Raw genomic sequence first — 10998 nt, forward strand, 5'->3', positions numbered from 1 at the left:
CGCCCGTCGGCCGGACGGGCCGTCCCGCCGCGAGAACCGCCGGGACCAGCGCGGCGAAGGCGGCGGCGGTGAGCGCCGTCACCGCGCCCAAGCCCAGTTCGCCGGCCGTCGCGGCCAGGGGGTACAGGGGGGTCTGCAGCCAGGCCGCCCCGCTCAGGCACCAGGGGAAGCCCAGTTCCCCGACCGTGCGCAGCGCTTCCATGGCCGTCCACAGCGGCGGCGCCAGCAGCAGCAGTCCCGTCGGGCCGAGCCGGCGGCGGACGAGCCCGGCCGACCAGCCGAACAGCAGGTAGTAGGTCGCCGCGTAGAGGATCGCCGCGATCGCGGCGGCGGGGATCAGCCAGCGCGAACTGATCGTGGCGTCGGGCCCCAGCAGGAACAGCCAGTGCAGCAGCGTGCCCTGATGGGCCACGCCGAACCACCAGCCGACGCGGGCGGGCGAGGGCGCGCGCCGCAGCGCCCCGAACAGCAGCGCCAGCGCCGGCACGATGACCCAGCCGGTGCCGCGCAGGGGCGGCATCGCGAGCGTGGCCAGCACGCCGGCGGCGAGCGCCATCTGCGTCGACGGCGCCGGCCGGCGCCGCGTCCCGGCACGCGGGACCGGGACGGCGGAGGGCGCGGCGATGCGATGGAAAAACGACATGGCGGAACCATAGCCACTCACCCCGCCGCGTGCAACAAGTCGCCCATGCCGTAGCGCCGGATCTTCTTGTAGAGGCCCTGGCGCGAGAGGCCGAGCCGGCGGGCGGCCGTCGACTTGCGCCCGTCGCAGGCGCAGATCGCCTTGCGGATGAGGTAGCGCTCCAGCAGTTCGGTCGCCTCGTCCATGGGCCGCAGCGTCGCGAGGTCGGACGGGTCGACGGAGCGGCCGGCGGCCTGGCGCAGTTCGGCCGACAGCTGGTCCAGCTCGATCACCTCCGCGCCGGGGTGCAGGGCCAGCCAGCGCTGCGCCTCGTTCTCCAGCTCGCGCACGTTGCCGGGCCAGCGGTAGGCCTGCAGGGCGGCCAGCGCGTCGGGCGCCACCGACAGGCGCGTCGGATCGGCGCCGCGGCGCTGCAGCAGGTGGGCCAGCAGGTGGGTGACGTCCTCGGGGCGGTGGCGCAGCGGCGGGATCGCGATCTGCACCACCTTCAGCCGGAAGTAGAGGTCCAGGCGGAACCGCCCCGCCGCGATCTCCCCGGCGAGGTCCTTGTGGCTGGCGGCGACGAAGCGCACGTCGACCGCGCGGCTGCGCAGCTCGCCGAGCCGCCGCAGCTTGCGCTCCTGCATCACGCGCAGGAGCTTCATCTGCAGGGCCAGCGGCATGTCGCCGATCTCGTCCAGGAAGAAGGTGCCGCCGTCGGCCGCCTCCAGCAGACCGCTCTTCTCCTTCCCCGCGCCGGTGAAGGCTCCGGCCTGGTGGCCGAACAGCTCGCTCTCGAACAGCGATTCCGGCAGCGCCGCGCAGTTGACCCCGACGAAGCCCCGCGCGCGGCGCGGTCCCAGCCGGTGCACCGCGCGCGCCAGGACCTCCTTGCCCGTCCCGCTCTCCCCGTGCAGCAGCACGTTCACGTTGCTCGCGGCCACCGCCTGCACGGCGCGGCAGCACTCGGCCATCTCGCGCGACACGCCCACCACGTCGGGGATCCCCGGCATCGCCGCCGGCCGCGGCAACGCGATCGCCACGCGTCCCGTGACCGCCGCCGGGCGCGTGCGCCCGCCGCCGGCCGGCCAGTCGAAGAGCGTCGGCTGACGCCGTGCGTCGGCGAGCGGCCCGCCGCACCCGGGCGCCGGTTCGAGGTTCCCCAGGACCGGCCCGAGGCGGGCCGCCAGCCGTCGGCTCCAGTCGCGCACCGCCTCCAGCCAGGGTTCCTCGTCGGCGCAGGTCAGGGCCAGCGCGCCGGCCGTCCCCCCGGCGCCCGGCACCGGCAGCGACTCCTGCCGCCACGCCCGCTCACCCGCGCGCCAGGTCCGAACCGTCGCTTCCCCCTCGGCGGCCGCGCGCCAGAGCAGCCCCAGCGGCGGCGCCGGCGGCTCCCGCGCCGGGTCCTCCTGCCAGCCGTGTTGGAACAACAGGGTGAGCGGCGCCTCGGCGCACTCTCCGCCCCTGACGACCCAGACCCGGCTGCCCGGCCCGCCGTGCGGGTAGGCCCGCAACTCCTCGTCCCAGAATCTGCGCATCACGTCCATGCCCCACCTCCGGCGCCGGGTGATGCAGGCGGCGATCCCGATCTCCAGCCTGTCCACACACATGTGTAATTCGTTAACGGGCAGGGCGATACGCGGGCCGGCTGAGACAGCGCCCGAATGCGCGTCCGCGACGGGCGCACCCGAGACACCGCCGGCGCCGGGATCGGTGCGGCGGCCCGCGCCCGGGAATCAGGGCGCGGCACCGAGTTGGGCTGATGGAACTGTCGTGGGACGCGGAACGGGAGGTTACAGCAGGACGTCCACCTTGCGCGGGCCCGACACCACCTCGCCGATGGGCAGCGCGCCGAGCGACGCGGGGACGGCGGGGTCGGCGTCGGCCGCCAGCACGCACACCATCCCGATGCCCATGTTGAAGACGCGGTACATCTCCGGTGTCGCGACCTCCCCCGCCCGCTGCAGGAGGCGGAACAGGGGCGGCGCGGTCCAGGCCGCGGTGTCGATGCGGCAGCACAGGCCGTCCGGGACGATGCGCGGCACGTTGTCGTAGAAGCCGCCGCCGGTGATGTGGGCCAGGCCGTGGACGGCCGGGCGGCCCAGTTCCCGCCAGAGCGCGCGCACCGGCGGCAGGTAGCTGCGGTGGACGGCCAGCAGCAGGTCGGCCGCCGTGCCGCCGCAGCCCGGCAGCGCGTCGTCCGGGGCGTAGCCCGCCGACTCGAACAGGATGCGGCGGGCCAGCGAGTAGCCGTTGGTGTGCAGCCCCGTGCTGGGCAGGCCCCAGAGGCGGTCCCCGGCGCGGATGGCTGAGCCGTCGATCAGGTCCTCCTCGCGGACGCGCCCGACGATGCAGCCGGCCAGGTCGAAGTCGCCGTCGCCGTAGACGCCGGGCATCTCCGCCGTCTCGCCGCCCAGCAAGGCGCAGCCGTTCTCGCGGCAGGCCCGGGCGAAGCCGTCGAGCACCTGCTCGAGCACGCCCTCGCGCAGCTTGCCGGTGGCGAAGTAGTCGAGGAAGAACAGGGGCTCGGCGCCCTGGACCAGGATGTCGTCGACGCAGTGGTTGACCAGGTCCTGGCCGACGGTGTCGTAGCGGCCGGTCTGCGAGGCGATCTTCACCTTCGTGCCGACGCCGTCGACGCTGGCCACCAGCAGCGGCTCGCCCGGCGCCGCGCGGTACAGGCCCCCGAAGGCGCCGATGTCGCTGCGCACGCGCTCGTCCCAGGTGGAGCGGATGGCCTGCTTGGCCCCGGCGAGCGCCCGCGCGGCGGCGTCGATGTCGACGCCGCTATCGCTGTACTTCATGGACGGGGTCTTCCTTGGTCGGGGTGGGAATCGCCCGGACCGGCGGTTCGCCGACGCGCTGGATCTGGCGGATGACCTTCTCCACCGCGGAATCGGGGATGATGTCGAACTCGCCGCGGCGGTGCAGGGCGAGCACGGTGTCGACCACCGCGGCGTTGAACTGGGTGCCCCGGTGCTTGACCAGCTCCTCGATCGCCATCTCCACGGGCAGGGCCTTGCGGTAGGAGCGGTCGCTGGTCATGGCGTCGAAAGCGTCGCAGATGTTCATGATGCTCGAGCCCAGCGTGATCTCGTCGCCCTTCAGGCCGTCGGGGTAGCCCTTGCCGTCGGGGCGCTCGTGGTGGTGGCGCACGAGGTCGACGGTCTCGGGCAGGAACTTGATCTGCTCGACGATGCGGGCGCCGATGGCCGGGTGCTCGGCCAGGGTGGCGAACTCCTCGTCGGTCAGGCGGCCGGGCTTGCAGATGATGTCGTTGGTGATGGCGATCTTGCCGATGTCGTGCAGCAGCCCGCCGTACTCCAGGACCTCGAGGTTGCGCGGCGACATGCCCATGGCGCGGCCGATGGTCACCGCGTACTGGCTGACGCGGTAGCTGTGGCCGTGGGTGTAGGGCTCGTCGGCCTCGAGCGTGGTGGCCAGCACGGCGATCGACGCCATGTGGGCTTCCTTCTGCTGCTTGTGCGCGCGGCCGAGCGAGAAGATGACCCAGATGATCGGCACGAAGATCATCAGCGTCCAGGGGCCGGCCTGCTGGAACAGCAGGATGACGATGGCGGTGAACGGCAGCTCCATCAGCCCCGCCACCGCCCCCCAGCGGATGTCGCGGTGCCAGATCTCGCGGGCGGGCAGGCCCGTGTCCAGGCTCATGATGCCCGTGACGATCAGGCTGTTGACCAGCGAGTACGTCAGCAGCGCGACGGCCAGCGGCAGCAGGAACAGCGGCGTCGTGAAGCTGCCGTGGAAGGGCAGCGCGTGGTAGATCAGACCGGCGATCCCGTCCGCGAGGGCCAGCATGGCGATGTTGAAGAACATCTTGCGGGGCGGGGACCGGCGCAGCAGCAGGCCGCGCACCAGCGAGGTGCCCGCGTCCATGGCCACGGCGACCAGCGGGCCGAAGAGCACCAGCACCGACAGGGCCAGGGTGCGCGAGGAGAGGATCTTGCCGCCGTCGCGGGCCTGGGACTCCGACAGCTTGGTGTCGGCCAGCAGCAGGATCAGGAAGTAGAAGCCCCAGCCGAGCCAGTCCTGGCTCTCGGGCCGGCGGGCCACGACGAGGTAGCCGACCAGCACGACGCTGGCCGCGAGCACGGCGGCGTAATAGAGATGGAACAGCCGGTGGCTGTCAGCGGTTCGCGCATGGCTCAAGGCGCGGGATCCTTGGCTCGGGTCAGGCCCCCTCGGGCGGAGACTCCTTACAGGATAAAAGATTCGGCTGCGGACGGGAAGTTCTTGAGAAAAATAGCGGGACCGGCGCCGGGGTGGTCAAGGAACTACCACTCCCACCGATAGAACAGCTTCAGAATGAAGTCGAGCATGATGTCACCTCCAGATGTCGGACGTTGGGGTTGCCCAATCGACAAGAGGCGGCTCCGCTCTTTTCACTCCGATCCGCTCCGCTCACTCCAAAGGCGCCGGCCCCGCAAGCGGCCGATTCCGTGGTCAGACGGAGGGTCTCCCCCCCCTTTCCCTGAAGTTCATGAGGTCCAGGCGCCGGTTCAGGGCGTCCAGGACCGCGTAGACGGCCGCCTGGTGCGACCCGTGGCGCTGCGAACAGCTGCCGAAGAACCGCTCGCTGCGGCGGCCCTCGACCAGGTCCACCGCGACCAGGGTCACCCGTTCGCCGGCCATCTCGGTCTCGCGCAGGTCCGCCAGGCTCAGGGTCGCCGCTTCGTCCAGCAGGTCGGCCAGGGCGCGCACCGTCGCGCGGCCCACCAGCAGCTGGTCGGTCCCCTGGTGGTTCGGGCCCGTCTCCTGGACCCTGGCCGCGGCCCCGCCGCGCACCAGCTCGACCGTGGCGGTCAGGGTCGCGCCGGCGATCATAACGCCGACGCCCGCGCATTCCACGCGCGGCGCGGCGGCCTCTTCGACCAGCACGGCCGGACGTACCGCGACCGGCGCCGGCACGACGTGGGGCTTCGGCACCTCGGGGATCCGCAGCGGCGGCGGGGCTGCCGGTTCGGCGACGGGTGTGGGCGCGATCGCGGCCTCGGTCGGCGCGGCGGGCGCGGGCGCGGGCGTCGCCGGTGCGGCCTCCTCGGGCTCGATGATCTGCACGACGCCGATCTTCTTGTAGTACACGTCCAGATCCAGCCGGGCCTTCAACAGGCTCTCGACGTCGCGCACCACGTGGCGCGGCTCGCGGTCGGCCGTCGCGATGACGTGGATGCCGGCGACCTTGCCCAGCTCGTCGATGTCGATCTTGCACTGGCGGATGCCCTGGATCTGGCAGATCCAACGCTCCGCGTCCTTGACCCAGCCGAGATCGTCGTTGCGGGGTTCTTCCAAGGTGGGACCCTCCATCTCGTCCATGAGCCCGCAGCCGGGCGATCCGTCCGCGGAATCCTAACAGAAGCCTCCGGTCGGCTCAAGACACGATCTCACTCGACATAAAAAAAAAGGCCTAGAGGTGTGTCGGGCGCGATCGGGGCGTACCGGTAAGCGTCCGGCTCAAGGGGTCATCATGGCGGACAGCGTCGCCAGCCGCCGCGCGTACTCCGCCTCGTCCAGCGCCAGCACCCCGTCCACGCTGAAGGCCTCCGGGCAGGCGGAAGCCACCGCCGTGCCGGCGAGCATGGCCTGGCGGAACACGGGGTCGCCGTCGTCCCGCGTCGCGCCCGACGCGGCCAGGTGCCCCACGAAGCCGCCGGCGAAGCAGTCCCCCGCGCCGGTCGGGTCGACGACCTCGGGCAGCAGCAGCGCCGGCACCGACAGCAGGGAGTCGCGGCCGAAGAGCAGCGCGCCGTGCTCGCCCTTCTTGATCACGACCCGCTCGGGTCCCAGCTCCCGGATCGCCGCCGCCGCCGCCGCGAGGCTGCGCCGGCCGCTCAGCAGGCGGGCCTCGCCGTCGTTCAGCAGCACGACGTCGACGCGGGCCAGGACCTCCTGCAGCTCGCGGCGCGTCGTCTTGATCCAGAGGTTCATGGTGTCCAGCACGACCAGGCGCGGCGCGACCATCAGGTCCAGCACGTCCGCCTGCAGCGACGGGTGGATGTTGGCGAGGAAGAGGTAGGGCGTCTCCCGCCAGCCCGCCGGCAGCTCCGGCGCGAAGTCCTGGAACACGCCCAACTCGGTGGCCAGGGTGTCGCGCTCGATCAGGTCCTCGTGGTAGCGCCCCGACCAGTGGAAGGTGGGGCCCTCGCGGCGGACGATGCCGGCGGTGTCGACGCCGCGGGCGGCCAGCAGCGCCAGGTCGGCGGCGCGGAAGTCGTCGCCGACGACGCCCACGGCGCGCACCGGCGCGAAGCGCGCCGCGGCCAGCGAGAAGAAGCTGGCGCTGCCGCCGAGCTGGCGCTGCCGGCGTTCGCGGGGCGTCTCGACCGTGTCGTAGGCGACGGAACCGACCACCAGGATGCTCATCTCACTCCTTGTCGCCCATCTGCTCCGGCGCCTCGACCCCGATCAGGTCCAGCACGTCCCGCAGGACCTTGCGCGTGGCTAGGCAGAGCTGCAAGCGGGCGCGCGTGACGTCGCGGTCCTCGCCCACGATGACGCACTGGTGGTAGAACTGGTGGAAGCAGCCGGCCAGGTCGGCGGCGTACCCCGTCAGCCGGTGCGGCTCGCGGCTCTCCGCGGCGCCCAGGATCACCTCGGGCAGCCGGACGATCTCGCGCATGAGGTTCCACTCGGCGTCGTGCTGCAGCCCGGCCAAGTCGGCGGCGACCGGCTCCTGGAGCGGCCAGCCCGCCGCCTCGGCCTTGCGCAGCACCGCGCAGATGCGGGCGTGCGCGTACTTGACGTAGTAGACCGGGTTCTCGTTGGACTGCTCGCGCGCCAGGTCCAGGTCGAAATCCAGGTGCGAGTTGGGGCGCCGGGTCAGGAAGATGTACTTGGCGACGTCCGCGCCGACGTCGTCGCCGAGGGCGTCCATGGTCACGAACTGCCCCTCGCGCTTGGACATGTCGATGGGGCGGCCGTTCTCCACGAAGTTGACCTGCTGGAGGATCTGCACCTCGAGCCAGCCGTCGGGGACGCCGAGCGCCCGCATGGCCCCCTGCATGCGCGGGATGTGGCCGTGGTGGTCCGGCCCCAGGAAGTCGATGGCGTGCTCGAAGCCGCGCTGGAACTTGTGGAAGTGGTAGGCCACGTCCGCCAGGAAGTAGGTGGGCTCGCCCCCGCTGCGCACCACGACGCGGTCCTTCTCGTCGCCGTAGTCCGTGGAGCGGAACCAGAGCGCCCCCTCCTGCTCGTAGACGGAGCCGGACTTGCGCAGCTGCTCCAGCGCGCGCTCGACGCGGCCCGTCTCGTGCAGCTCCGACTCGAAGTACCAGGTGTTGAAGCGCAGCCCGAAGCGCCGGCAGGTCTGGCGTTGCCAGGTCAGGATCTTCATCAGGGCGTACTTCGAGAAGCGCCGGGCCGATTCGTCGGGCGGCAGCTCCAACCAGGCGCGGGCGTCGCCTTCGGGCGCGGTGACGCGCTGGAAGCTCTCGTCGTTGAAGACGCCGGCCTGGCTCTGGATCGCCGCGCTGTCGAGGTCCAGCAGCTCCTCGGCCATCTTCGCCACGTACTGCCCCTTGTAGCCGTCCTCGGGGAACGCCTCCGGCCGCCCGGTCAGCTCGGAGAAACGCGCGCGCAGGGAGCGGCCGAGCAGGTGGACCTGGCGGCCCGCGTCGTTCACGTAGTATTCCGCGTGGGCGTCGTAGCCGATGGCGTTGAGCAGCCGCACCAGGGTGTTGCCGAAGGCGCCGGCCCGCGCCGAGACCACGTTCAGGGGGCCCGTCGGGTTGGCGCTGATGAACTCGACGTTGATGCGGCGGCCGCCGCCGACGCGGATGTCCTGGATCGCGCCCTCGCCGCGCCACAGGTCCAGCAGGCGGGCGACCTGGTGCGGGCGGCCGATGCGGAAGTTGATGAAGCCCGGCCCGGCGATCTCCACCGAAGCCACGACGTCCCGGTCGAACTGCAGCTTGGCGGCCAGCTCCCCGGCCAGGTCGCGCGGCTTGCGGCCGAGCCGCTTCGCGGTGGTCATGGCCACGTTGGTGCTCAGGTCCCCGTGCGCCGGATCGCGCGGCTTCTCGAGCTCGACCGCGGCGTCCTCGTCGAAGAAGCCGTACTCCTCGAGCCGGCGCTGCAGTTCCGCCCTGATGACGTCCTGGATGGTCACGATCCGTCTCCCGTCTGCTGCGGCGTCCCGTCGCGTCCCGCGAGGCGGACCAGCTGGAGATCCGGCCGCCGCTCGCGCACGTCCGGCCGCGAGAAGTAGTCCACGCCCACCTCGAGGCGGGGCGCGTCGTTCCAGAGCCGTTCGAGCGAGTAGTACTGGCGGGCGCGCGGCTGCAGCACGTGGACCACGACATCGAAGAAATCCAGCAGCACCCAGTAGTTGCGGTCGCGCCCCTCCGCGTGCAGGAGCTTCTGGCCGTCGGCCGCCGCCGCCTCGACCACCCCGCGCGCGACGGCGTCGACCTGCTGGTCGCCGCCGCCGGTGGCGAGCACGAAGTAGTCGGCCACGTCGGAGCGGCCCGCGAGGTCCAACACCAGCACGTCCTCCCCCTTCTTGACCAGGGCGGCGTGGGCGGCGGTCTCGGCCAGGCGGAAGGCGGGGCCGTCCGCGAAGGGCGCGGTCTGCTTGACGGTCTTGCTCATGTTCTTCCCGGTGCTGGTGCGGCGTCAGCTGAGACGGCGCAGGACATAATCGACCGACACCACGAGGAGGTCCCGCTGGACCCCCGTGGCGACGGCGGTGATCGCGGTCTTGGCCCGGTCCCCGTACTCCTTGGCCTTGCCGCGGGCGTATTCGGTGCCGCCGTGCTCCACGACGAAGTCCTTGACCTCGGTCCAGGCCTCGGCGCGCGCCGCGCCCCGGAGACCCGACACGCGGCCGAGCAGGCGCTCCCGCCGCTCGGCGGGCGCATCGCGCAGCGCGGCGATCAGGGGCAGGGTGATGCGGCCCTCTTCCCAGTCCTGGCCGGTGGGCTTGCCCAGGCGGCGCTCGTCGCCGAGGAAGTCGAAGATGTCGTCGGTGATCTGGAACACGAAGCCGATCATGCGACCGAACTCGCCGTAGGCCTCGACGTGCCGCGAGGCGGCGGGGTTGAAGCCCGCCCCGATCGCGCAGGCGGACTCGATCAGGGACGCCGTCTTGCGCAGGATGATGTCGTGGTAGCGCTCCTCGGTGAGCGCGAGGTCGTGCCGGGTCTCGATCTGCATCATCTCGGCCTGGCTCATCTTCAGCGTGGTCGCAGCCAGCAGGCGCAGGGCCTCGTGCAGGCCGGCGCCGCTGAGGCAGTCCAGCGCCTTGCTGTAGAGGTAGTCCCCCATGACCAGGGCCGTCGCCGGGCCCCAGGCCTGGTTCACCGAGGGCAGGCCGCGGCGCGTCAGCGCCTCGTCGATGAAGTCGTCGTGCAGCAGGGTCGCGGTGTGGATCATCTCGACGCAGGCCGCGCAGAGCACCGCCTCGGGCGGCGTCGGGGCGTCGTGCTTGGCGGTCAGCAGCAGCAGGGTGGGGCGGAAGCGCTTGCTGCGCCCCTGCTTGACGTGGGCGCAGACTTCCTCGATCAGGGGCGTCTCGCCGCGCACGAGGCCGTCGTAGGCGTCGTCGAAGCGGGACAGCTCGTCCCCGATGATCTTCTGCAGGGCCCAGAGCTGGACCCTTTCCTGGTCGAGCAGCGACATGCATCCCCTTCGGTGGCGGTCGGTTCCCGGGGCGGCGGCCCGCCCCCGGGCGGGACCGGGCCCCTACCTTATGTCATCCGGCGTCCTCTGGCAACCGCCCGCCGTCCGGCCCGCCCCGCCGGCGGCTCCGCTCCAGGAGCAGCGCCGTCCCGACCGAGAGGAGGTAGAGGGCCATGACCGGCACGGCCATCAGCAGCTGGCTCATGACGTCCGGCGGCGTGAGGACCGCCGAGACGACGACGACGATGACCGCGGCGTACCGCCAGCCGGCCAGCAGGGTCCGCGCGCTGACCAGCCCCACCGCGCTGAGCAGCACCACGACGATCGGCAGTTCGAAGGCCAGTCCGAAGGCGAGGCAGGTCTGGGCCACGAAGTTGAAATAGGCGCCGACGCTGATGAGGGGCCGCATCGTCTCGGTGGCGTAGCTCAGCATGAACTGCACGACCAGCGGGATCATCACGCAGAAGGCGAAGACCGTGCCGGCGTAGAACATCGCCACCGAGGCGAGCAGCATCGGCGTCACCAGCCGCCGCTCCCGGGGGTACAGGCCGGGCGCGACGAAGCGGTAGACGCGCAGCAGCACGAAGGGCAGGACCACGAAGAGCCCGGCGAGGCCCGCCACCTTCATCCTGGTCATGAAGGCTTCCATCGGCTGGCTGAAGTAGACCTGCTGGCCGGCCGCCGTCATCGGCGCCACGATCAGGTCCAGCAGCCGCTGCGACACGAACCAGCCGCCGACC

At 71.9% G+C, this 10998-nt stretch carries 10 protein-coding genes; all 10 read right to left on the minus strand.

The window, feature by feature from the left end:
• The coding region (locus tag Q7W29_14055) for a hypothetical protein (protein MDO9172945.1) at positions 1-556 on the minus strand (556 nt) is incomplete at its 3' end.
• A gap of 104 nt (positions 557-660) precedes the next feature.
• Positions 661-2232 carry a sigma 54-interacting transcriptional regulator gene (locus Q7W29_14060; GenBank protein ID MDO9172946.1) on the minus strand — a complete coding sequence of 524 codons (1572 nt, stop codon included), beginning with the start codon at positions 2230-2232 and terminating at the stop codon, positions 661-663.
• Between the two features lie 183 nt (positions 2233-2415).
• On the minus strand, positions 2416-3426 hold the full coding sequence (purM, locus tag Q7W29_14065) for a phosphoribosylformylglycinamidine cyclo-ligase (protein ID MDO9172947.1): 1011 nt from the start codon (positions 3424-3426) through the stop codon (positions 2416-2418).
• Positions 3410-4792 carry an HD-GYP domain-containing protein gene (locus Q7W29_14070; GenBank protein MDO9172948.1) on the minus strand — a complete coding sequence of 461 codons (1383 nt, stop codon included), beginning with the start codon at positions 4790-4792 and terminating at the stop codon, positions 3410-3412. Before Q7W29_14070 ends, purM begins: the two co-directional genes overlap by 17 nt.
• A 294-nt stretch (positions 4793-5086) precedes the next feature.
• Complete coding sequence (locus Q7W29_14075; GenBank protein MDO9172949.1) at positions 5087-5932, minus strand: hypothetical protein; 846 nt, start codon at positions 5930-5932, stop codon at positions 5087-5089.
• A 162-nt stretch (positions 5933-6094) separates the two neighbouring features.
• On the minus strand, positions 6095-7003 hold the full coding sequence (locus Q7W29_14080; protein MDO9172950.1) for a PfkB family carbohydrate kinase: 909 nt from the start codon (positions 7001-7003) through the stop codon (positions 6095-6097).
• Position 7004: 1 nt separating this feature from the next.
• Positions 7005-8747: an arginine--tRNA ligase gene (gene argS / locus Q7W29_14085; protein ID MDO9172951.1), complete on the minus strand. Its 1743-nt coding sequence runs from the start codon at positions 8745-8747 to the stop codon at positions 7005-7007.
• Positions 8744-9229 carry a ribosome silencing factor gene (gene rsfS / locus Q7W29_14090; GenBank protein ID MDO9172952.1) on the minus strand — a complete coding sequence of 162 codons (486 nt, stop codon included), beginning with the start codon at positions 9227-9229 and terminating at the stop codon, positions 8744-8746. Before rsfS ends, argS begins: the two co-directional genes overlap by 4 nt.
• A gap of 24 nt (positions 9230-9253) precedes the next feature.
• Positions 9254-10258, minus strand: a complete 1005-nt coding sequence (locus tag Q7W29_14095) for a polyprenyl synthetase family protein (protein MDO9172953.1) — start codon at positions 10256-10258, stop codon at positions 9254-9256.
• Between the two features lie 73 nt (positions 10259-10331).
• Positions 10332-10998, minus strand: a 667-nt coding sequence (gene tatC / locus Q7W29_14100) for a twin-arginine translocase subunit TatC (GenBank protein MDO9172954.1), incomplete at its 5' end; no start/stop codon positions are given.

The sequence above is a fragment of the bacterium genome, assembly GCA_030654305.1.
Lineage (GTDB): Bacteria > Krumholzibacteriota > Krumholzibacteriia > LZORAL124-64-63 > LZORAL124-64-63 > PNOJ01.